Source organism: Pinibacter soli (genome assembly GCF_029961145.1).
GTDB classification, from domain to species: Bacteria; Bacteroidota; Bacteroidia; order Chitinophagales; family Chitinophagaceae; genus Pinibacter; species Pinibacter soli.
The window spans coordinates 2,106,127-2,127,891 of sequence record NZ_JASBRG010000007.1 but is presented as its reverse complement, the minus strand read 5'-3'; the positions used below and the strand labels follow the sequence as shown (position 1 = coordinate 2,127,891).

Sequence of the window (21,765 nt, the reverse complement as noted above, 5' to 3'; positions counted from 1 at the left end):
TTAGGAGTTCGTGGATGAAATACTAACATATGGTGAAGATGTGAACGAAGCGCCGATGCAGGTCGGTGGTATGTCGCTGTTTGCAGAATTGATCATGTCGTTGGGAACTTCCACTAAAATCAATGACAAGCTCGAAGCATTATCAAATTATTTTTCTGTTGCGGGTGATAAAGACAAAGTGTGGATGATAGCAATTTTTAGTGGAAGAAGGCCTCGCAGATCGGTGAGTGCTGCGCTGCTACAGCTATGGTGCCTTGAATTGGTAAATCTTCCGCAATGGCTATTTGCAGAATGTTATTTAACTGTTGGTGATTTGGCAGAAACTATTTCATTGCTCATACCGCCGGAAATAATGGCACCGAAAGAAGAGCAATCTTTGCATTATTATATCGAACAACTCATCGCCATTGATAAGCAAAGTGAAGAAGTGAAGAAACAGTTTGTAATTGATGCGTGGCGGCAAATGAATCAGCAGGAACGTTTTGTTTTCAATAAATTGATTACGGGAAATTTTCGAATCGGCGTGTCGCAACAATTGATGGTAAATGCTTTGTCGAAAGTTACTGAGCTTCCAGCTGCAACGGTTGCTCATCGTATCAGTGGCAACTGGGATCCGGTGATGACAACATTTTCAGCGCTCTTGCATGAAAGTAACACAGATGACTCAAAGCCTTATCCATTTTATCTGGCTTATGCCATCGAAGGAGAGCCGGCTGAACTTGGTGCACCGGATGAATGGCAGGCAGAGTGGAAATGGGATGGCATTCGCGGACAAATCATCAGACGCAATAACGAGTTATTTGTTTGGAGCAGGGGAGAAGAATTGATCACGGAAAAATTTCCCGAATATCATTTTTTAAAAGACAAACTACCGGATGGAATCGTAATGGATGGCGAAATTATTTCCGGGCGGCAAAGCGATGAAGGCTTTTTGGTATTGCCATTTGCTAATTTGCAAACACGTATCGGCAGAAAAAATATTTCCAAAAAGCAATTGCAGGAAGCGCCTGTTATTTTCATTGCATATGATCTGTTGGAGTACAATCATGAAGACCGGCGCGAAAAAACAATGCAGGAACGAAGAACGCAATTAGAACAAATAGTTGCAGCATTACATAGCAGCACCGTGTTTCTTTCTCCCCTTATACAATTCAACTCATGGGCGGAACTGGCCACGACTCGTGAAACGGCGCGATTGATCAATTCAGAAGGAGTGATGTTAAAAAGAAAATCGTCAATCTATCAAGTCGGTAGAAAAAGAGGTGACTGGTGGAAATGGAAAATAGATCCATTGACCATCGATGCGGTAATGATCTATGCACAAAAAGGAAGCGGCAGAAGAAGCAATCTTTATACCGATTATACATTTGCTGTAAAAGATGGCGACAAGCTAGTGCCGTTTACAAAAGCTTATTCTGGTCTTACGGATAAAGAGTTTGGAGAGGTGGATTATTTTGTAAAAAGAAATTCTTTGGAAAAATTTGGTCCCGTGCGCACCGTTAAACCTGAACTTGTTTTTGAAATCGCTTTCGAAGGAATCGCAGCGTCCAATCGCCACAAATCTGGTGTCGCGCTTCGTTTTCCAAGAATCAGCCGCTGGCGCAAAGACAAGAAACCAGATGAAATCAATACGCTGGAAGATTTGAAGCAGATGCTGGAACAATACGGGAAATAATTGCCTCCATCGTCTACCTGTAGAGACGCTTTGAAAGCGTCTCTCTCAAACATCCATTATGTTATTCAAAATACACACGATTGTAACAGAGACGCTTTCAAAGCGTCTCTACAAATGATACCCAAAATCTGTGTAAATCAGTCTAATCTGTGTCATTTGCGTGCCTTCTCTCTGCCACCGATTTTTCCTTAAATTTATACCTCTTAAAAACAAGTATGCCTGTAATGAAATCAATGATAGTGGGACTGGGAGTGCTGGCATCTGCGGCTGTCATTTTGAGTAGTTCCACAAAATCATCCGAGCCTGGAAGAGAAGAAAATCCTGTGCCTATTCCTGCAAGCGTGCAGCGTACTGGAAATGCAGAGCAAGGTTATAGTTATTTAACAACGGGCGATTATGTGAAAGGCGGCATCCCCTACAGTTTCTTTAAAATGGCGATGGGAAAGGAGAAGAAGAATTATTTGCAACGCGAAGGCCTCAATGCAAATGTGAGCTATGACTATACTGTAGTAAAAGCCTCAAATGGCGAGAATCTTGTTGCACCAAATTGTATGCAATGCCATGCTCAAGTGTTCAACGACTCTGTGTACATAGGCATGGGCAATACTTTTATTGATTTTAGCAATGGTCAAAAGCTCGATATAAGACAACTCAATACACTCGAAAAAGTATTAAAAACAGCTGCCCCAAAAAAATATCGTGCGGCACTTCCATTTATAACAGTCGCTAAAACAATCGGTCCTAAACTCATAACAGAAGTTCGTGGCGTAAATGCGGCGGACAGGCTGGCGGCGGTTCTTGCGGCACATCGCAATCCCGAAACTTTTGAGTGGAGCGATGAGCCGTTGCTCGATATTCCTGATGAAGTCTATCCCACAGATGTGCCTGCATGGTGGTTGTTGAAAAAGAAAAACGCTATGTTTTACACGGGCTTTGGTCGCGGTGATTTTGGAAGATTCTTAATGGCGTCAAACCTGCTCACTGTAAATGATACTTCGGAGTCGAGAGAAGTGGATAGCAAGATAAATGATGTGCTTGCTTATATTTACTCAATTCAACCGCCAAAATATCCTGGCAATATCGATGCGAATTTAGCCATGAAAGGGAAAGAGCTTTTTATAAATTACTGTTCTGAATGTCACGGAACATATGGGAATGATAGCGAGTACCCAAATTTGCTGATTCCGGAATCTGTTATTAAAACAGATTCAATGTTGTTCAAAAGCAATTATCAAAATCCGCAATTCGTAAAGTGGTTCAATAATAGCTGGTTTTCCAAAGGTGATCATCCGGCAAAGTTGCAGCCATTCAATGGTTACATTGCTCCACCGCTGGATGGCGTTTGGGCAACAGCTCCTTATTTACACAATGGCTCAGTGCCAACGATTGAAGGTGTTTTAAACAGTAAAGCAAGACCTAAATACTGGTCACGCGATTTCGATGAACCGCAATACGATTACCAAAATCTTGGCTGGCAATACAAAACAGAAACTAAAGCCGACAATACAGTAACTTATAACACCACACTTAAAGGCTACGGCAACTACGGGCATTATTTTGGTGATATACTTACGGAGCAGGAAAGAAAGGCCGTGGTAGAGTATTTGAAAACGCTTTAGCCAGGAATTAGAAATTAGGAATTGGAAGTATGTCTGAGCGCCGAATGTTTTAACTAGCCCCAGCGGGGCGACATGTTAGTAGAAAAAGGCAAGAATTTAGAATATGAAATCGAGCCTCAGAGGGGCGATATGTTAAACATTGTCTGTTTATTTGAGCAGACATTTTTAAAGTTAACGAATGCCTCAGTTAGTGTCTTCTCGACGGCACAGAAATGTGCAAACAATAGGGGAAATACACTATTAATTATTCTTTATTAATTATTAATTTAATTTTTGAAAAAAACTCCCGGATACAAAATCATCAAGTCTTGGCTAGCGGAAAAAGACCGAACTCCTTTTCGTTTCCAGGAGGAAGCATGGATGCACATTGCAGATGGCAAACATGGGTTGGTAAATGCGCCAACAGGCTTTGGTAAAACTTACTCGGTATTTCTCGGTGCATTGATTCAGTTTATCAACGCTCACCCGAAAGATTACAAAACAAGAAGCAAGAATGGATTGCAGTTAATCTGGATTACGCCATTGCGTGCATTGGCAAAGGACATTGGTCGTGCAATGGAAGAAGTGATCGCAGAGCTCGGCATGGAATGGAAGATAGGCGTTCGTAACGGTGATACTGAAATAAGTGAGCGCCAAAAGCAAAAGCGTCAAATGCCGGAAGTGCTCATCATTACGCCGGAGAGTTTGCATTTGTTGCTGGCTCAAAAAGGTTACTACGATATTTTTAAATACTTGCGTATCATAGCGGTTGATGAATGGCACGAATTGCTGGGCAGCAAACGTGGAGTGCAGGTAGAGCTTGCTATTTCACGTATTGTCAATGTTGGCAATTCGTGGTTAAAAGGAACAGCCTCTTCGTCAAATGGCTATGATAGGCCTATACAAGTCTGGGGTATCAGTGCGACAATAGGTAATCTTGATCAGGCGAAAGATGTTTTGTTATCGCCTGTAAAAGAACACGGCGTTATTGTTAAAGCAGATCTGAAAAAGAAAATAGAGATCATTCCTATCATTCCTGATGAAATAGAGAAGTATCCATGGGCAGGGCATTTGGGATTGAAGCTTGTTCATAAAGTAGTGCCAATTGTAAGAGAAAGTAAAACCACACTAGTGTTTATTAACACGAGAGGCATGAGTGAACGATGGTACCAGGCTTTGCTCGATGAAGCGCCGGATCTTGCAGGAGCTATTGCTTTGCATCACGGAAGCATTGAGCAGGCACTTCGATTATGGGTGGAAGACAGTTTGCATACCGGAAGATTGAAAGTGGTAGTAAGCACCGCCAGTCTTGACTTGGGTGTAGACTTCAGGCCGGTGGATACGGTAATACAAGTAGGCTCGCCAAAAGGCGTTGCCCGTTTTTTACAGCGTGCAGGACGAAGCGGCCACCAACCTGACGCAGTGAGTAAAATTTACTTCCTTCCAACACATTCTCTTGAGCTTGTTGAAGCTGCGGCATTAAAGAGTGCAGTGAAGGAAAACCTGATTGAAAGTCGCGAGCCAATGATGTTGTGCTTTGATGTGTTGATACAATTTCTGTGCACATTGGCAGTGTCAGATGGCTTTTATCCTGATGAAATTTTCAACGAAATAAGATCAACTTTTTGCTTTAGTGATATTACATACGAAGAGTGGCAGGAGATGCTATATTTTGTTACCAACGGTGGCAATGCTTTGCAGCAATATGATGAATATAAAAAAGTAGAGATTCTTAATGGCTTGTACAAAATAACCAGCCGCAGGATTGCCATGAGGCACCGCCTGCACATCGGCACTATTGTAAGTGAATCAATGTTGAAAGTGCGCTTTATCAGCGGTGGCTATATTGGAGTAATAGAAGAATGGTTTGTGTCACGATTGGAACCTGGTGAAGTTTTTACACTTGCCGGAAGAAACGTTGAGCTCGTCATGATCAAAGATATGACGGTGCTTGTGCGCAGATCAACTTCTAAAAAAACGATTGTTCCAAGCTGGCAGGGTGGCCGCATGCCACTTTCTGCAAACCTTGGCCGCAAGCTTCGTGAAAAGTTTGATGAGGCAACAGTGGTAAAACCAGATCATGACATAGAACTGAAGGTATTGCAACCATTGTTCGAACTGCAGGAATATCTTTCGCGTGTGCCAAGGGCAAATGAACTGCTGATTGAGCAAATTGAAACAAAGGAAGGCTTCCATCTTTTTGTACACACTTTTGAGGGAAGACTTGTTAATGAAGCTATGGCCGCTATTTTGGCTTACAGGATAAGCAAGATCGTCCCCATCACATTTTCATTTGCGATGAACGATTATAGTTTTGAATTGCTGAGTGATCAGCCGATTCCCGTAGATGACACAAACGTTTATGAGCTCTTTACTACCGAGTTTTTGCTTGATGACATCCAGCGAAGTGCCAATGCAACAGAGATGGCTAAGCGAAAATTCAGAGATATTTCTGTAATTGGTGGATTGATCTTTCAAGGCTACCCCGGTGAATATAAAAAAGCCAGACACTTACAATCATCTGCATCTCTTTTGTTCAAAGTGTTTCGCGAGTACGATAAAGATAATTTGCTCCTGCGGCAGGCGTTCCAGGAAGTGTTGTTCCACCAAATGGAAGAAGTGCGTTTGCGTAACATGCTGGAACGCATTCAACAATCTAAAATCATATTGAGCTTTCCCGAACGTCTTACTCCATTCAGTTTTCCGGTAAAAGTCGACAGCATGCGTGAAGCCTTATCATCTGAAAGTTTGGAAGATAGAGTGAAGAAGATGCAGCAACAGTTGGGGAGTTGAAAATTGAAAGTTGAAAATGAATTCTATTGGTCTGGTTTTGGGATTGAAACTATAAAACAACATTTTCAATTTTCAACTTTCAATTTTCAATTGCTAATGCATATGCTTCAACTGTGAGCCATACAGAATGATGAACAACACAGGGAATATTAAGAAGAAAAGGAAAAATGGAGAAAAGGCTCCAGCTCCTATGAATATAAATGTTGTAATAATTGGCAATATTTCTCCGATCAGCCAAACATAATAACCTTGTTTCAGTAACTTTCTCATTTGCATCGCCCCATATATACACAGGCCAGTTGCGATGAGCGCTACCAATAAAATCGGAACCCTGTTTTCCATTGATTTTCTTGATACTTCAAGCATCTCAGGGCCCGTCATTTTTTTTACAAATTCAGGAGCATTTTCAAGTTCAGGTGATCCTTGCATTTTTTCCAGCTTTTCATAACCTGATTTTGCTGTTGCAAAACTGTAAAAAGATGAAATAATGGTAATACCGCACCAAATAAAAGTCAGAATGGTTAATACATTTATGGTGCTGGGAAGTTTTTTGGGCTCTTCGATACCGGAAAGGTGATCGTTGGGCGAGGCGAAATCGTTCATAAAAAAGAGTTTGTTGATTGTTTAATTGAGTTTAAATGTAGCAAACCAAATGAATACTTTATAATTGAGTGCATAACATTTTTTGATCTAGTCATTTCAAGGCTGTGCTTTATTTTCAAATTTTCAAATCCTCAAATTTTCAAATTAAATTTGCTTCTATGCAAGCGCCGGTTAAGTACACATTGAGGGAGCAGACACTTTGGTTATCGTCACAAAGAGTCATTTATTGGGAAGAAGCAAAAGCACTTTTACTATCCGATCTTCATTTTGGCAAGACCGGCCACTTCAGAAAAGAAGGGATCGCTGTCCCTCAAAACATGTACAAAGAAGATCTTCAACGACTTTTTCAATTAATACAGTTTTTCAAACCTGAGCAACTCATCATTGTTGGTGATATGTTTCATAGCAGCGCCAATAAAGAAATGGACTTCTTTCGCCGCTGGCGAAGTGATTTCGAGAACCTGCACATACAGTTGGTTAAAGGAAATCACGACATTTTGAAAGATGAACTGTATCGTCAAATGGGCATTTCCGTTTGCGATTCGGATATTGCCACCTGCATGGCAGAGGGCGATGGTGCTTTTTTGTTTACGCATGATATATCCGATGTCGATTTTGGTCTGCTGGATAAATATGTTTTCAGTGGGCACATTCATCCTGGTGTGCGTATAAACGGGTTGGGCAAGCAATCGCTGGCATTTCCCTGCTTTTATTTTGGCGAGCAATTCGCGGTACTACCCGCTTTCAGCAAGTTCACCGGTTTCGCAAGAATTGACATCTACAAGAAAGATGATGTTTTTGCACTGGTAAATGATTCGGTAATTCGAGTGAATTAAGAATTAAGAATTCTTTCTGTGTGTTATTGTTTACTGAATCTTCCCTTTAAAAGGGTTACCATTAAAGCAAACTAATCAATCAAATTGAATGTATCACCGGAGCAATTCTTAATTTTTAATTCCTAATTCTTAATTGTTCCCCGATAAATCTTTACAACTCGCCGATTTTTTTCTCTCAATTACGTTACAATTCGTAAGTTTAGCCACAATCCAAAACACCATGTTCAAAAGATTACTTGCATTAATCGCCATCACCACACTCACCATGACTAACGTATCTGCACAAACGAAAGATGAAAAAGCAGTAGCTGATGCTGTAGAAACATTGCGCAAAGCGATGATCAGCGCAGAAAAAGCTACGCTGGAAGGAATAACACTTGATCAGTTGTCGTACGGACATTCAAGTGGCAAACTGGAAGACAAAAAAACATTTGTTGAAAATATTACAAATGGTAATTCTCATTTTCTGGATATCACTTTAACCGACCAAACAATTACAGTTGTAAAAGAAACGGCTATAGTAAGGCATAAACTGTTTGCGAACACCGATGATAAAGGAAAGGGGCCGGGAACGGTTAATTTGTACATACTCCTGGTATGGCAAAAAAATGGAGGAAAATGGAAATTGCTGGCGAGACAAGCGGTTAAGGTTAATCCATAAGGAATAATTTGAAAATTAAGCACAGTCTTGAGTTTCAAGATCAGGAAAATAACTGTAATTATCGGGAATGACAGCTTCAGAAGACCGGGAAATATTGGAGCTCTTAAAGCAAGGAGAAGCAGCTGGATTCAAGGCATTGTTTGATAAGTATTACAAACAGCTTTGTATGCAGGCGACCCTTCTTTTGCCCGATGAAGCTGACGCAGAGGACCTTGTGCAGGATGTGTTTGTGAAATTCTGGCACGAACGCAAGTTCGACGCGATCAATGAATCCCTCGGTTCTTATCTTGGCGTTTCCATTCGCAATGCAGCACTTAACATTTTGAAGGTCAAAAGCAGGTACACCGAAAAGGAAAAAGGCTATACCAATTTGCTTAGCTCGTCCGTGCAGGTCAATCACATGGAGTTGGCAGAAATTACGACCGCAATTAATGATGCGTTGAATGAATTACCCCAGCAGTGCCGCCAGATTTTTGAATTGGTATACGTGGACGGAAAAAAGTACCAGGAAGCCGCTGATACCTTCGACGTGTCAATCAACACCGTAAAGACCCAGTTAAAGAGGGCGTTTACTAAACTAAGAACGAGTTTGAAAAATTATAGTTCCTTTGTTGGGATATTGTCACCCGTTTTTATTTATTTGTTGTCTAACAAATAAATAAAAATGTTTGAGTTTATTGAATACAACAGATAGTTGTTTGTTATTATAGATAAATAATTGAAAAATAGTTTCATATTGACAGAATCTGCTGCCATACCGCCAATTGAACAGTTGATTATCGACAGATTAACCAACCAGATCTCGGAAGAAGACAACCAGAGATTGAATGAGTTATTTGTAACCGATAACCACGCACAGGATTTGTGGCAACAAATGTCGCAGGTGCACAACCTTAAGAAACTGGTTTCTTTTAATAAATCTTACAATGCCGAAAATAGCTGGCAGGCTTTACAGGATAAACTAGCCGCTTCAAATCAGGAAAACAATGTGCTTCCGGACGTGGTGGTAGCACCCGTGGTGAAAATGTCTGGTCGCAACAAATGGTTGAAATATACAGCAGCAGCGATGGTAAGCGGTATAGTTATAACCGCAGGTGTGATGCTTTTTCAAAGCCGCTATGACACAGCTGGCAATTTAAAGCTCCTGCTTGCAAACGGAAAATCTATTTCTGTTGGGCAAAATGACAATCTTAAGGACGTTTTTGCGAATGCAGGAACTGTTGATGTCAACAGCATTAACACGCTATCGGTTCCTAAAACAAAATCATACAAACTGCAATTAACAGACGGTACGCAAGTGTGGATGAATGCTGCTACTGATCTGGATTTTCCTTACCAGTTCAACGGATCTTCAAGAGAAGTAACTGTGAAGGGAGAGGCCTATTTTAAGGTGGCACAAAATGCAGGAGTACCATTTATAGTAAAAGTGAATGGTATAAAAATTAATGTGCTCGGCACGGAGTTTAACGTTAAGGCATATCCGGGCGAACCAATGCAGATTTCGCTGGTGAACGGAAAAGTGAGTGTGGAAAGCGATCATGACACGCAAATACTCCAACCAGGTGAAGCAGTAGATATACAGTCTGATAAAGAATTAGCCAAGATCAATTTTGATGAATCCATGGTGCTGGGTTGGATGCATGGCATTTATTATTTCAAAAATGAAGAGCTGGGAAACATCATTCCGGCTATAGAAAGATGGTTTAACATTCAGGTAAAAGTTGATAATCCTTCTCTCGCAAAAGTTCATATCACCGGTGCATTGGAGAAACAAAAATCCATCACCGACTTTCTCGAAATGCTTTCCAAAACCACCGGCATTAACTATGACGTGAGTGGTGGAGAGATTTTGCTACGCAAATAGTTTGGAACGCCCGTCTGAATGGCTTTAGTCGGGCAGGCAGATTTTCATGATTGTCATGTTAAGTTATGATCTTTGTACACTGCATTCGCTACGGTGTACTATTCCAAATGTCCACGTTCTAAGAACAATAGGCAACCCTTAGGTCCTTAGTGGTAAAGATTCGAGAGCCGCACTCCAAAGACTCTCGTACCTCGTACACCGTACATTCGCAAATTTTATAACGCCAACGCACATACTAAAATTGATTTTCACTATATTAGAATCTCTTTTCCACCTTATCCTTCAATTTTTTTTCGTTTTTCGCTTATCATATGGGGTTATTAAGGCTATTGGGTAAAATGAAACAAAGCATATTATAAATTGCAATATTTAATATATGATAAAATGAGTGTTAACCCCTACGTATTTTTTCGCGGAACTCCCAAATATTTGCAAAGGTTTGTCACCCATTTTTTTTGAATGGCTGTCTTACTCTTATAATTTAATCAAAACTTAATTGCTTATGAGATTCTTCGGAGCTGGCCGTTCCGTGTGGCGCAATGCCATCTTGGTATGGCTTTTAGTTACGGTAACAGCGGCACTTCAAACCATTCCGCTTACCGCTCTCGCTTCTAAACACAAGAGGTTAAATCAAGAAATTAAAGTGACGCTGCATGTAAAGCAAACAAGCTTTGGCGATGTGTTTTCTGAGATCAGAAAACAAACGGGCTTGGTGTTCTTTTACAGCAATGAAGTTTTCAACGACAAAGAAAAAGTTGATGCAAATTTCACCAACACTGCTCTTGAGAAAGTGCTGGAATCTCTATTGAACGGGAAGGCCCTCTCTTACAAAATCGCGAACAATTACATAGTGATCTCAAAAGCCTTCAGCAAAAAAGCGGAAAGTTTTTTAAAGTCCCCGGCCAGCTATAACGCCCCTGATAGTGTGCCGGCAGTTAAACTAAGGGGTAAAGTAACAGGTCAGGAAGATGGAGCGATCCTCAGCCAGGTATCTGTTGAAAACCTTGGTACGAAAAGGGGTGTGTTCACCACTACACAAGGTGAATTTGCTATTGACGTGCACAACGGAGATAGCATCCGCTTTTCCTATGTAGGTAAAGCTGCCAAAACAATCGTTTTTAAAGGACAGACCTTTTTAACCGTTACATTATCAAACGAGGGAGATAAAGGATTATCTGAAGTAATCGTTACAGGTTTCCAGAATATCGATAAAAAGAAATTCAGCGGAGCTGCTGTAAAATTGAAAGGTGATGAAATTAGAACAGATGGTGTAACAGATGTGAGCCGTATGCTGGAGGGTCGTGCTGCGGGGGTTTCTGTACAAAACGTATCGGGAACTTTCGGTAGTGCGCCTAAAGTGCGCGTGCGTGGAGCCACTTCCATCATGGGGGATAATAAACCTCTGTGGGTGGTGGATAACGTTGTGCTGGAGGACCTGGTAAACATTTCGAACGATCAGTTGTCAAGCGGCGACCCTGCAACTTTGCTGGGTTCTGCAGTGGCCGGTTTAAACGCAAACGATATTGAAAGCCTGGACATCCTTAAAGATGCTGAGGCTACTGCAAAGTACGGGGCAAGAGCGATGAACGGTGTTATCGTTATTACCACTAAAAAAGGTAAAGTTGGTAAACCTGTTGTAAACTACACTGGCAACTTCAGTACTCAGTTGAAACCTAGCTATAACAACTTCAACATCATGAACTCTGGTGAGCAGATGTCTGTGTATGGTGAGTTGGAAAGAAAAGGTTTCCTGAACTCCTCAATCCTTGATAGTCCTGATTTTGGCGTATACGGAAAAATGTATGAGTTGATGAATAGCCTGGATGGAAACGGCAACTTTCTTTTGAAAAATACGCCGGCAGCAAAGAATGCATTTTTAAAAAGATATGCAACTGCAAACACAGATTGGTTCGATCTGATGTTCCGCAACAACCTGATGCAGGAGCATTCTCTCAGTATTTCTTCCGGTACGGACAAATCCCAGACTTATTTTTCTACGAGTTTTTATACCGACAATGGTTGGACAATAGCTGATAAAGTAAAACGTTACACGTTGAATTTCCGCAACAACTATAAATTGTCTGATAAAATTTCAACCGGTTTCTCTACACTTGCTTCTGTGAGACAGCAGAGAGCTCCGGGATCTTTGAGCAGACAATCAAATGCTGTTGAAGGTAAATATGATCGTGATTTCGATATCAACCCATTCAGCTATGCGTTGAACACAAGCCGTGCGTTGACTGCTTATGACACCAGTGGCAACCTTGAATATTTTACAAGAAACTTTGCGCCATTCAACATCATGAACGAGGTGAAGAATAACTATATCGACCTTAACGTGTTGGATATCCGTTTGCAAGGCGATCTTACTTACAAAATCAACAAGAACTTTAAGTATGAGTTTGTAGGTGCATTGCGTTATGTGAAATCTACACAGGAGCATAATATCACTGAAAACTCAAACATGGCAAACGCTTACCGTGCTGCTAATACAGCTACTATCCGCCAGCAAAACAAATTCCTTTACAGGGACCCGGATAATCCTGAAGCAGAGCCTATCGTTGTGTTGCCTTATGGTGGATTCTACAACCGTGCCGAAAACGATCTGGTCAACTACGACATCAGAAACAGTTTGACTTTCAATAAAACAATTGCCGAAAAACACAGTGTGAACTTGCTGGTGGGTAACCAAATCAAGTCTGCAGATAGGCAGGATTTTAGCAATACAGGGTACGGTTATCAGTATAACAACGGTGGTATTCCTTTCATCGATTACAAAATCCTGAAACAAAATATCGAAGCCAATTTCCCTTATTATGGTATGGCAAAAAGCTATGACCGTTTCGTAGCGTTTTACGGAAGTGCACAGTATACATACAATAACAAGTACAACATCGGGGGTACTGCACGTTACGACGGTTCCAATAGATTGGGCGAAACGAGTGCTGCACGTTGGTTGCCTACATGGAGTGTCAGTGGTTCATGGAACATCGAGAATGAAGATTTCATGAAGGATTTTGATTGGTTGGATTATTTGAAACTGAGAGGTAGTTACGGTCTTACTGCAAGTATGGGGCCTGCTACAAGTGCCAGCGTTATTTATAAAAACCAGATCACAAACAGGCCATATTCAGACGAAACAGAAAATGCAATTAGCTTGGAAAGCCTTAAAAACTCAGATCTTACCTGGGAGAAAAACTATTCCGGTAATATCGGTTTGGATGGAGGCTTTCTGAAAAACAGAGCGGTTTTCAGTCTTGATGTTTATAGAAGAAAAAGCTTCGACCTGATCAGTATAATGAAAACGTCTGGTATTGGTGGCGAAGCTTACAAATATGCTAACTATGGCGATTTGGAATCTAAAGGTGCGGAGGTAATGATAGGTGGCGATATCATCAGATCTAATAACTGGAAATGGAAAGCGAATTTTACTTTCGGTTACAATACTACAAAGATCACATATGTTAGAAACGAACCAATGATCTTCGATCTTGTAAAAGCTGAAGGCGGCAACGCCGAAGGATATCCGGTAGGAGGCCTGTTCTCAATCGACTTTACAAAACTGGTTCACGATAATGGTGTGCCTTTGTTTATTAACGAAACAGGAAAGGAAAGCCCCGCTGTTTTCTTACAGGATCAAACCACTAAATACCTCGTGTACGAAGGTCCGGTTGATCCTAAATACACAGGTGGTTTAAACAACTCTTTCACTTACAAATCATTTGCATTGAATGTGTTCGTTACTTACCAGTTTGGCAACAAGATCAGGTTGTATCCTGCATTCAGGTCGTCCTATTCAGACTTGTCTGCAACTCCTAAAGAGTTTAACGACCGTTGGGTAATACCGGGTGACGAAAAACAAACTGATGTAATGTCAATCATGGACATGTGGACGCAGTACATTCTGTCTGGTGCTTATCCTGCAAATAACTATAACTATTCAACTGCGCGTGTTGCGAAAGGAGATATGATCCGTTTAAAATCAGTGTCACTGAGCTACAACATGACGCCAAAGACACTTCAAAAAATTGGATTGGGTAGCGCATCTCTTTCATTAACGGGTAATAACCTTTGGTTGATCTACTCTGATAAAAAGTTGAAAGGCCAGGATCCTGAGTTTTTCAACGCAGGTGGTGTTGCACAGCCAATTCAAAAGCAAATTACTCTTTCATTAAAAGTTGGTATTTAAAAAAAAAGAGACAATGAAGAAATTATCAATATATGCGATAGCCGGTGTGTTGATGGTGACTGCAGGATGTAGCAAATTTCTTGCGAAAGCACCCGACAACCGTACAACGCTCGACACACCGGAAAAGGTATCACAATTGTTGGCTACTGCTTATCCGCAGGCTAACTACATGGCGTTTACAGAATCCATTTCTGATAACGTTACTGATAAAGGCCAAGGTAGCGCAGACCACACAACAATGGATCCTTATTACTTTAGAGATGTACAGGACAACCAGCAGGATTCTCCCGAGTTTTACTGGAACGCCTGTTATGCAGCAATCGCTGCCGCTAACCACGCATACGCAGCTTGCGTAGCAGCAACAGACCCGCAAAACTATATTCACCAAAAAGGTGAAGCATTGGTTGCACGTGCCTACTCGCATTTCATGTTAACTACACTATTTGCGAAAAGGTACGATGCGAAAGGAACCAACACAACTCCTGGTGTTCCCTACGTTACAGAACCAGAGGAAGTGGTGATCAAACAATATGACAGAAAAACAGTGGCATACGATTATGAAATGATCGAGAAAGATTTGCAGGCAGGTATGCCATTGCTGGATGATAATTCTTATGTCGTTCCAAAATACCATTTCACAAAAGCTGCTGCACATGCATTTGCGGCAAGATTCTATTTGTACAAGCAACAATATGACAGCGTAATCAAGCACTCTACGGCTGTATTTGGTACTGCGGGTTTTGTAAACAACCTGCGTCCATGGAACACAGACTATTTACAACTTAACTATAACGAGCTTTTCGCGAGATATGCAAAAGCATCAGAAAATGCAAACATTCTACTGGTAGAAACATCGTCATGGTGGGCGAGAAGCTTTGTAAGCTCACGCTTTGGGTTCAGTGCTGCGGCAAAAGATGATGTTTTCCGCACTCCGGCAACAGGCGGTACATGGGCATTTACAAACCAAACGTACACAGCCGGTGAAGAGAACTATATGGTGCCAAAGATTAATGAGTACTTCGTTCGCGTGTCAGTAAATGCGGCTACAGGTTATGGTTTTGTAATGGTTCCTTTGTTCACTGCTGAAGAAGCATTGTTCAACAGAGCAGAAGCTTATATTTTGAAAAATGATCTTGCATCTGCAACAACAGATCTTAATACTTATATGAGCAAAAGAATTAAGAACTATAATCCGGTTACCCACGCTGTTACTGCCAGCAAGCTTCAAAACTATTACGGTACATCAAATACCCAGGCTGCGTACCTGGCTGCGTTGATGGATTTTAAACGTGCAGAATTTGTACAGGAAGGCATGAGATGGTTTGACCTTGCGAGATACAATATACCGGTTTTCCATGCCCACGCGGATACTGGCAAAGTCGATACTTTGAAAGCTGATGCTAACATGAGAATGTTCCAGATACCGCAATCAACATCTATTTCAGGATTGCAGCCTAATCCACGCTAAACCTTAACTTAAGAAACTTAATAAGCGCTTTATTATGAAACTATTAAAATACAGCCTGTTTTTTTTGATTGCAGCAGTTGCAATGACTTCCTGCACAAAAAAAGATACTTTACCCGATCCGGACACAATTACCGGGCTGGGTGGTGATACATGGGTTAACGGCCCAATTGATAACTGGGTACTGCAGAACTATGTTGATCCGTACAACATTTCCGTAAAGTACAAATGGGATCAATCTGAGCTGGACCTGAACAAACACCTGGTGCCCCCAAAAGAGGAAAAAGTAATTCCGCTGATGCAATCCATTAAATCAGTATGGATAGATAACTACATAGCAGAAGCAGGTGCTTTGTTCTTCAAAAAATATTGCCCTAAATTCTTTGTACTGGTAGGTAGTGTACAATACAATACAAATGGTTCAATCACACTTGGCCAGGCAGAAGGCGGACGCCGTATCGAAATTTTTGGACTGAATGATTTCAACATAAAAGGAATGCCCGGTTACAAAGCGGCAAATGACTCTGATGGAGTTAAGATGAAGATGCACACTATCGAACACGAGTTTGGTCACATTTTGCACCAAAACATCATGTATCCACAGGAGTTTAAAAAGATCTGCGTTGGGCAGTACACTGCCAACTGGAACAATATTGAAGATTCTATAGCACAGAAAGAAGGATTTGTAACATCCTATGCAATGAATGGTACGGATGATGACTGGGTAGAAACGATTGCTATATTGTTGATTGAAGGACATGACGGTTTCGACAGGTTGGTGAACAGCATTCATGGTACGAGTGACAATGGCACTACGGCGGCAACAGCGCAGGCAAGATTGAGGCAAAAAGAATCAATGATAGTAAACTATTACAAAGACATCTGGGGAATTGATTTCTATAGTTTACAAAAGAGAACGAGAGCGTCTGTTGAAGCATTACTTTACTAAACGCATTTAATTAATTGAATCAATCAATAAAAATGAAAAAAATTCTTTTATATCTTTTTGTGGTAGCGGCGGTGCTTTCTTCCTGCCAGAAAGAAGAGAAATCAGTGTTTAATCAAACGCCTGATGAAAGGATCAACGCAGCTTTGGCACAATGGCAGACTAACATCCTTAGCTCTGCAAATGGTTGGAAGGCATTGTACCACACAGGTACCGGCCAGGACTTTAATTTCTATTTTACTTTCAATAATCAGAACCGCGTTGTGATGTACTCAGATTTTGATACATCAACAACATCTGCACGTGAGAGCAGCTACCGCATTAAAGCACTGCAGCAGCCCGCTTTGATCTTCGACACTTACTCTTATTTGCACTTGCTGTCAGACCCTAATCCATATGTAAATGGCGGTGATGCAGGTGTTGGGCTTCAGGCAGATTTTGAATTTGCATTTGATACAATGGTGGGTGATACGATCAAATTGAAAGGAAGACAAAACGGAACCACTTTGAATCTGATCAAAGCTTCAAAACAAGAAGCTGATGACTGGATTAAAGGCAACTGGAAAAACGCGCTGTCAATGATGCATATAGGTGAGTTTCTTACATACTTCAAAAGATCAAGTGTCGGTGGGACAAATGTGGACGTGGATTATGATCACTATGGTCGTCAGATCGCGTTTTATACTTATAACACAAGTGGTATCAGAACTCTAAATGTTTCCTCATTTGTTTATAACCCTCAAGGGATAGTTCTTACAACTCCTTTAAAAGTCGGCACAACCACTGTTTCTACAATGACGAATATGAGTTGGGATGCAACCGGAAAGAAAATCAATTTCAGCCTTAATGGCACTTCGCCTTCAACAATTGCAGAAAATGCTGTTCCGGTAGTGGTGAATAAAAACGGCGCAACAAACTGGTGGTTGTATAAAATACAACAAGGTTACTGGGCTAATCTTGGTTTTCATCAAAATGGTGTGGAGGATGCTTTCAACCTGCAGGCATCAATACCAGGATTCTACTATTGTGCTTACTTACCGGCGTATGACACCATTACGAAAACAACTTACTGGGACTGGATGGCATATGCAGCAGTTAGCAACAATTCGTTAATTGTTCCTACCAGCAGCAGCTTTGTACCTACGTTCACTTCAGATGGAAAAGCAATTTTTAAAACATACAAACCTGACCCCACCAATGCGCCTGTTTATGTTAAGCAAACAACCGCAGCACTTACTGAACCGCAAGGTTTCTACTTTATCCAGATCAGCTCAACCACTATTGACATGGTTGGCGTGAAAGATGCCAAGACGTGGGTGCGATGGTATTGGGTGCAGTGATGAATAATTGAATGACTGAATAATTGACCATTGAACAATTGAATAACTGAATAATCCAAATGAATCTCAAAGTTGAGAACACAGGATTATTCAGTTATTCAATTATTCGATGGTTTGTAAGCAACACCATTGAACTTTTATCATGAAAAATATAAACAGCAAGTTGCTGTGTAAACGATTGGCTTGCTGTATCTGCTAATTACCAGGTTGGAATTACTTTCTGATCCTTAGTTCAACATGGTTCTTCCCTTATTTATCCGGTGTATGATCTGCAAAACAAATTGATCGTAACGATGCAAAGTTTCTTGGCGAGGGAGTTTTCCGGAAAAAGATATTTACAGCAAACATCGAATAAAAGAATAGTTCAGTTGCGGGGGAGGGGCTTAGAGCAATGCTTGTTAAAGTCCGTAACAGGCGCAGAAAATATTCTGCAAACCATTTAAAGTCCTACCCAAACCCGCGGGGAATTGAAAATTGAAAGTTGAAAATTGAAAGTTGTTGAACTCTCTGACGGAGTCTACTTCCGGGTCTAATAATTTTCAACTTTCAACTTTCTAAAATCTGTTTTCTCATGGTGACTAATTCAAGGGATTGTTTCCACAATGTCCTTGCCTTTTGAAAGAAAGTTTCAGGCGTCACCCAAAAGAAAAAAATGTCTGTGAAAAGGAAAGGTGATACACAATTATAGCGCCTTAACGAATTGATACGAACAAAATAGATAGCTGAGTGTTTATCGCTATGAGTGATCAAAACAATTAGCCAGATAGTAAGAATATTTCATTCACGTTTTTTTAGAAGCTATTGTCAATAAACTGGCTTAAAAATTTTCCTTAAGCATTAAGTTTAGACCCAAGGGATTGTTTCTACAATGTCCTTGTTTTTTAGAATATACAGAGCGTGTGATTGCAGAGCGGAACTAAAACGGTTAAAAAGTTATTTTTAGTTAAACGGGGAGAGTTTTTGTCTGTAAGGGGTTTCGCCCTTTCTTTTTTGTTCTAAAAATTTAGAAGAAAGGAAATAAAATTGCGGTGTTTTCGTTACAGAATTTTTAAGGATTAACAGTTTGATTTAGATGGCAATAACCCTTACGTTTTTCTAGTGGTAAATACCTGTTTTTCAGTCAATATTAGTGACACAACAAATGTTTGTTTAAATTTAAATCTTAATACTTAATCAACTATTATTCACATTACAAAATTGATCGTTATGAGAAAAATTAAGCTTCTGGCCCTGGTTGTAGCGGCCTCCATATTTGCGGTATCATGTCAAAAAGGTGACGCGGGTCCTGCCGGTCCTGCCGGTGCAACTGGTCCTGCCGGTCCTGCTGGCCCTGCTGGTGCTGCTGGTACTGCTAACGTTATCTATTCTGATTGGATCGACGTTACTTACAGCAGTTCGACTTACTCAGGCACAATAACTGCTGCGCAATTAACTTCAGATATCATTACCAAAGGTGAAGTGAAAGTATATTGGAACCTTAGAGGCTCAGATACATTATCAGTGGTCCCTTTGCCTGTAAGTAATTTGTATGCAGGTACAGATGCTAGTAACGTTGACTATTACTTTAATATTTTGCCTATTTTTCAAGTTGGTAAAATTACATTGGCTTTAAACGGTATACTTGACTATGGCATTTCCAATCCTTCAACTTATACAACGCCCTGGAATAAAAAATATTACCAATACCGTTACGTGTTGATCCCTGGAGGCGTAAAAACTACAAGCAAAATAGATTGGAACAACTACGCTCAGGTAAAAAGTTATTTACATTTGGAGAACTAATCAATCTCGGTTATCATACATATTTGAAGGGAGGCATAATTGCTTCCCTTTTTTTGTTGTGAGTTAGTAGCCTTTCTTGTTGGGGTCGGCCTACTACGATAGTCGACAGTAAATACTGAAAGTGGCATTGGTGTTAGTACCCCTTTTTTATTCGTGCAATTACTTCGAGTCAAAACGAATAGTGGTCCCGCTGCACAGACACTACTTGCTTCGGCATTGAAAACCATTACAGTTATTGAGTTCCAGGGGATTTGGTAAAACGCAGGCAGAAACTACGCCCTGTTTTGCCGGCATTGGCACTGGACGGATATTTAGCTATTTTGGCCGCAGATTGAAAAATACCTGGTTAAAAATCCAAATCGTAACACTATGAAAAGCTATTCATTCTTCGGGCTATTGTTAGCCTTCTCATTGCTTGTATACTCCTGCCAGAAAGGCGATGCAGGTCCGGCTGGTCCTACGGGCCCAACAGGTCCTACCGGAGCAACGGGCGCCAACGGCAAGGATGGCAAAGACGGTTCCACAGGAAGTAAAGGAGATACCGGTACTGCCAATGTAATTTATTCAGCATGGCTTGACATAGGCTTTCAGCCAACCACTGTAAAAGATCCTAAGGATCCATCCTTACTTGATACCACCGGTTATTTTGCACAAATTGCTGCACCCAAACTCAGCTCGGCTATTGTAAACACGGGTGAAGTAAAGGTTTACATGAATGAGTATGATCCTGAAACAGAAATCACCACCGTATATCCGCTTCCATTTGATGACGGCACCATAAAGGCGGTGCTCTCTTTTTATGAACAAACCATTACCATCAAAGCAAACAAGGATATCAGTACCATCAGCTATTCGCCGAATCCGAACAAATCGTACCAGTTCCGGTACGTACTGATTCCAGGAGGTGTCAAAGATCAAAGTACAAGCAAAATTGATTGGAACAATTATGCAGAGGCGAAGAGTTATTTAGGAATTAGGAATTAGGAATTAGAAGGGTGGGATGTAAGTGTGGGCTATCGCACCAAAATAAATGAATTGCTATTTTTAAAAAGCAAAGGCTTCGACAATCTCAACCGAGATTATCGAAGCCTTTTTTAGCTGCCAGTGAACTAAGGATGCCGCAAGTTTCCCAACTACTCAAACAATCGGCAAGCAATTCCTAATTCCTAACTTCTAATTTCTAATTCCTGAGTTTTACTCCAGTTTCTTCAAACTGCCGCTCCCGTGCATATTGCTTTTTACCTGAGGAGCGTTGCCTTTGTAACTCACGTCGCCGCTACCGTTTACGGTAACATCCAGTTTCACACTTGCAAATAAGTTCGCATTTCCACTACCGGAAATTTCAACCTTCGCCTCTTCAGCTTTCAGTTCAAATGCATTGATATTGCCGCTGCCTCTCACATTGCCATTAAATTTTCTTGTTTGTCCAACCAGGTTCGCATCGCCGCTGCCGGTAACTTCGGATTGTACTTCGGGGGCATCAACAGTTGCTTTGATATCTGCACTGCCGCTAACCGATAGTTCAATTTTAGAAGAATCATAGATTGTATTTTGACTGGTAATATTGCCGCTGCCATAAGAACGGATTGCAGAAAAAGTAGGAGCAGTTATATAGACCTTCAGGCCTTTCGTTGGGCGGAGCCAAAAATCGTGTTTAGTATTTATTTCCAGTTTGCCATTATTTACAGTGGTTTCAATATAAGGAAGCAAATTGTCTTCTGCTTCAATTTTCACCGAATACGTACTGCCGGTAGAAACATACACATCAAATGAGCCTTTTTGCTCAACTTGGGTAAAAGGGGGGACTGTTTTTTCAGAAGTGGTTACATTGCCATTTCCTGGTACCCGCTTGCCTCCCACAAAATTGCAGGAAGAAGCTACGATAAGAACAGCTAAGAACAGGAATGCTAAGTGTTTCATTATGTTGTGTTTATTATAAAAATCGAAGATATGACGATGATTGCAGTTTTAAGGTTACAGGGGGAGGAATTTGAAAATTTGAAGATTTGACAA

At 40.9% G+C, this 21,765-nt stretch carries 15 protein-coding genes; 13 read left to right on the top strand and 2 right to left on the bottom strand.

All coding sequences use genetic code 11. From position 1 onward, the window contains the following. Positions 1-10 precede the first annotated feature (10 nt). The 3 genes from QJ048_RS19045 (at position 11) to QJ048_RS19035 (ending at position 6,066) form a co-directional block, all read left to right on the top strand. Positions 11-1,675: an ATP-dependent DNA ligase gene (locus tag QJ048_RS19045; protein WP_282335999.1), complete on the top strand. Its 1,665-nt coding sequence runs from the start codon at positions 11-13 to the stop codon at positions 1,673-1,675. 224 nt (positions 1,676-1,899) lie between these two features. Then, positions 1,900-3,294: a c-type cytochrome gene (locus QJ048_RS19040; protein WP_282335998.1), complete on the top strand. Its 1,395-nt coding sequence runs from the start codon at positions 1,900-1,902 to the stop codon at positions 3,292-3,294. A 273-nt stretch (positions 3,295-3,567) separates the two neighbouring features. Beyond that, positions 3,568-6,066 carry a ligase-associated DNA damage response DEXH box helicase gene (locus QJ048_RS19035; RefSeq protein ID WP_282335997.1) on the top strand — a complete coding sequence of 833 codons (2,499 nt, stop codon included), beginning with the start codon at positions 3,568-3,570 and terminating at the stop codon, positions 6,064-6,066. A gap of 93 nt (positions 6,067-6,159) precedes the next feature. Here QJ048_RS19035 and QJ048_RS19030 read toward each other — a convergent pair whose 3' ends face one another. After that, complete coding sequence (locus QJ048_RS19030) at positions 6,160-6,669, bottom strand: hypothetical protein (protein WP_282335996.1); 510 nt, start codon at positions 6,667-6,669, stop codon at positions 6,160-6,162. A gap of 158 nt (positions 6,670-6,827) precedes the next feature. Between QJ048_RS19030 and pdeM the strand changes: the two genes are divergently transcribed. The 10 genes from pdeM to QJ048_RS18980 all read left to right on the top strand — a co-directional run bounded on the left by pdeM (position 6,828) and on the right by QJ048_RS18980 (position 20,736). Next, positions 6,828-7,505 carry a ligase-associated DNA damage response endonuclease PdeM gene (pdeM, locus tag QJ048_RS19025; protein WP_282335995.1) on the top strand — a complete coding sequence of 226 codons (678 nt, stop codon included), beginning with the start codon at positions 6,828-6,830 and terminating at the stop codon, positions 7,503-7,505. Positions 7,506-7,725: 220 nt separating this feature from the next. Beyond that, complete coding sequence (locus tag QJ048_RS19020) at positions 7,726-8,166, top strand: nuclear transport factor 2 family protein (protein ID WP_282335994.1); 441 nt, start codon at positions 7,726-7,728, stop codon at positions 8,164-8,166. Positions 8,167-8,233: 67 nt separating this feature from the next. Then, the gene (locus QJ048_RS19015; protein WP_282335993.1) at positions 8,234-8,824 is read left to right on the top strand and encodes an RNA polymerase sigma factor; all 591 of its coding nucleotides are present in this window, start codon (positions 8,234-8,236) and stop codon (positions 8,822-8,824) included. 78 nt (positions 8,825-8,902) lie between these two features. Beyond that, positions 8,903-10,030: a FecR family protein gene (locus QJ048_RS19010; RefSeq protein ID WP_282335992.1), complete on the top strand. Its 1,128-nt coding sequence runs from the start codon at positions 8,903-8,905 to the stop codon at positions 10,028-10,030. Positions 10,031-10,532: 502 nt separating this feature from the next. After that, positions 10,533-14,219, top strand: coding sequence for a SusC/RagA family TonB-linked outer membrane protein (locus tag QJ048_RS19005; RefSeq protein ID WP_282335991.1), 3,687 nt, complete (start codon positions 10,533-10,535; stop codon positions 14,217-14,219). Between the two features lie 13 nt (positions 14,220-14,232). After that, positions 14,233-15,687 carry a RagB/SusD family nutrient uptake outer membrane protein gene (locus QJ048_RS19000; RefSeq protein WP_282335990.1) on the top strand — a complete coding sequence of 485 codons (1,455 nt, stop codon included), beginning with the start codon at positions 14,233-14,235 and terminating at the stop codon, positions 15,685-15,687. A gap of 34 nt (positions 15,688-15,721) precedes the next feature. Then, on the top strand, positions 15,722-16,633 hold the full coding sequence (locus QJ048_RS18995; protein ID WP_282335989.1) for a zinc-binding metallopeptidase: 912 nt from the start codon (positions 15,722-15,724) through the stop codon (positions 16,631-16,633). Between the two features lie 32 nt (positions 16,634-16,665). Next, positions 16,666-17,970, top strand: a complete 1,305-nt coding sequence (locus QJ048_RS18990) for a DUF4302 domain-containing protein (RefSeq protein ID WP_282335988.1) — start codon at positions 16,666-16,668, stop codon at positions 17,968-17,970. A 1,206-nt stretch (positions 17,971-19,176) separates the two neighbouring features. After that, positions 19,177-19,752 carry a hypothetical protein gene (locus QJ048_RS18985; RefSeq protein ID WP_282335987.1) on the top strand — a complete coding sequence of 192 codons (576 nt, stop codon included), beginning with the start codon at positions 19,177-19,179 and terminating at the stop codon, positions 19,750-19,752. A 369-nt stretch (positions 19,753-20,121) separates the two neighbouring features. Further along, on the top strand, positions 20,122-20,736 hold the full coding sequence (locus QJ048_RS18980) for a hypothetical protein (protein ID WP_282335986.1): 615 nt from the start codon (positions 20,122-20,124) through the stop codon (positions 20,734-20,736). A gap of 210 nt (positions 20,737-20,946) precedes the next feature. Here QJ048_RS18980 and QJ048_RS18975 read toward each other — a convergent pair whose 3' ends face one another. Further along, on the bottom strand, positions 20,947-21,672 hold the full coding sequence (locus QJ048_RS18975) for a head GIN domain-containing protein (RefSeq protein ID WP_282335985.1): 726 nt from the start codon (positions 21,670-21,672) through the stop codon (positions 20,947-20,949). Positions 21,673-21,765: the final 93 nt, after the last annotated feature.

Coding starts and splice junctions, on each gene's coding strand:
- QJ048_RS19000 (WP_282335990.1), top strand. CDS start 14,233: ATGAAGAAATTATCAATATATGCGATAGCCGGTGTGTTGATGGTGACT.
- QJ048_RS18990 (WP_282335988.1), top strand. CDS start 16,666: ATGAAAAAAATTCTTTTATATCTTTTTGTGGTAGCGGCGGTGCTTTCT.
- QJ048_RS18980 (WP_282335986.1), top strand. CDS start 20,122: ATGAAAAGCTATTCATTCTTCGGGCTATTGTTAGCCTTCTCATTGCTT.
- QJ048_RS19020 (WP_282335994.1), top strand. CDS start 7,726: ATGTTCAAAAGATTACTTGCATTAATCGCCATCACCACACTCACCATG.
- QJ048_RS18995 (WP_282335989.1), top strand. CDS start 15,722: ATGAAACTATTAAAATACAGCCTGTTTTTTTTGATTGCAGCAGTTGCA.
- QJ048_RS19005 (WP_282335991.1), top strand. CDS start 10,533: ATGAGATTCTTCGGAGCTGGCCGTTCCGTGTGGCGCAATGCCATCTTG.
- QJ048_RS19015 (WP_282335993.1), top strand. CDS start 8,234: ATGACAGCTTCAGAAGACCGGGAAATATTGGAGCTCTTAAAGCAAGGA.
- QJ048_RS19030 (WP_282335996.1), bottom strand. CDS start 6,669: ATGAACGATTTCGCCTCGCCCAACGATCACCTTTCCGGTATCGAAGAG.
- QJ048_RS18985 (WP_282335987.1), top strand. CDS start 19,177: ATGAGAAAAATTAAGCTTCTGGCCCTGGTTGTAGCGGCCTCCATATTT.
- pdeM (WP_282335995.1), top strand. CDS start 6,828: ATGCAAGCGCCGGTTAAGTACACATTGAGGGAGCAGACACTTTGGTTA.
- QJ048_RS19040 (WP_282335998.1), top strand. CDS start 1,900: ATGAAATCAATGATAGTGGGACTGGGAGTGCTGGCATCTGCGGCTGTC.
- QJ048_RS18975 (WP_282335985.1), bottom strand. CDS start 21,672: ATGAAACACTTAGCATTCCTGTTCTTAGCTGTTCTTATCGTAGCTTCT.